Origin of the sequence: Kitasatospora sp. NPDC093558, from assembly GCF_040683475.1 — a bacterium.
Taxonomy (GTDB): domain Bacteria; phylum Actinomycetota; class Actinomycetes; order Streptomycetales; family Streptomycetaceae; genus Kitasatospora.
The window spans coordinates 1-1,117 of record NZ_JBFBDY010001347.1 but is presented as its reverse complement, the minus strand read 5'-3'; the positions used below and the strand labels follow the sequence as shown (position 1 = coordinate 1,117).

1 protein-coding gene and 1 pseudogene are annotated in these 1,117 nt (G+C 72.2%); one reads left to right on the top strand and one right to left on the bottom strand.

Annotation, left to right across the window (positions count from 1 at the left end; translation table 11 throughout):
• Positions 1 to 425 precede the first annotated feature (425 nt).
• Complete coding sequence (locus tag AB0O00_RS40870; protein WP_363659719.1) at positions 426 to 863, top strand: universal stress protein; 438 nt, start codon at positions 426 to 428, stop codon at positions 861 to 863.
• A 31-nt stretch (positions 864 to 894) separates the two neighbouring features.
• On the opposite strand, the pseudogene AB0O00_RS40865 reads toward AB0O00_RS40870, so the two are convergent.
• Positions 895 to 1,117 (bottom strand): annotated as a pseudogene (locus AB0O00_RS40865) (hypothetical protein); the annotation flags it as partial.

Below are 1,117 nucleotides of genomic sequence, written 5' to 3'. Positions count from 1 at the left end.
GTCCACCCGGACCCGGCCGGTCCGCCGACGTCCCGTCGGCCGGCCTTCGGTCAACCGACTTCCGGTCAACCGGCTTCCCGTCAGCGGCGTTTCGCCGTCCATGCGCCCCCCGATTCCCCCGCAGCGCGTTCGACGACGCGCATCGTACAACGTCGCACACAAACCGCCGTTCCGACCGGGTGCCCGCCGTTCTCCGTGGTCATCCGGGCGCGGGCGCCGTCAAGATCGTGTCAAGGGTGCGGTGATCGCACACTTCCAGAACCCGGCAATCTTCGGCCCCCTCCCGTATCCGGAATCGATCACTCGGCGGCCCGCGCCCCCGTCGTCACCCGGGTGCCGGGCCGTACTGGCGGTGGCGTCCGGCGGCCCGCACCGTGGTGGGTGGGGCAAGGACCGGTGGGGCAACGACCGACCGGACGGTACACATGAACGCGAACGACTCCGTTTCCCGCGTCGTGGTCGGCGTCGACGGCTCGCCGTCGTCACACGCCGCGCTGCGCTGGGCGCTGCGGCACGCCGAGCTGATCGGCGGCGTCGTGGACGCCGTGGGCGCATGGGAGCCGCCGAGCCACATCGGCTGGCCGGCGCCCGTGGTCGACCACTCCTTCGACCGGGACGTGGCGGAGAAACGGTTCGCCGACGAGCTCGACGAGGTGCTCGGCGCGGACCTGCCGGTGCAGGTCCGGCGGACGATGGTGATGGGCGACCCCTCCGACGTGCTCCTGGACGCGTCGCGGGGCGCCGAACTGCTGGTCGTCGGGAGCCACGGCCACAACGGGTTCACCCGGGCGCTGCTCGGCTCGGTGAGCACGCGCTGCGCCCAGCACGCCTCCTGCCCGGTGGTCATCATCCGCCCGCAGTGAGACCGGTTGCAGTGAGACCGGCCGCCCCTGCTCAGCGGCCGTTCGCGTCGTCGGCGTAGAAGTCGACCCGGGTGCCGAGGGTGACGGGCAGGGCCTCGATCCCGTCGTCCGCCAGGATGAGCGCGGCCGTCTCGGCCGAGCACCCGACGTACGTGGACAGCAGGTCGTAGTCGCTGGTGACCACCCAGCTCCGGTCCTCCGGCCACCAGAACTCGGGGCCGGTGATCTCACCGAGCCCGACATCGAACCCGACC

What these genes read in the sequence shown, in the direction of transcription:
- AB0O00_RS40870 (WP_363659719.1), top strand. Translation starts at nt 426, where the DNA reads ATGAACGCGAACGACTCCGTTTCCCGCGTCGTGGTCGGCGTCGACGGC.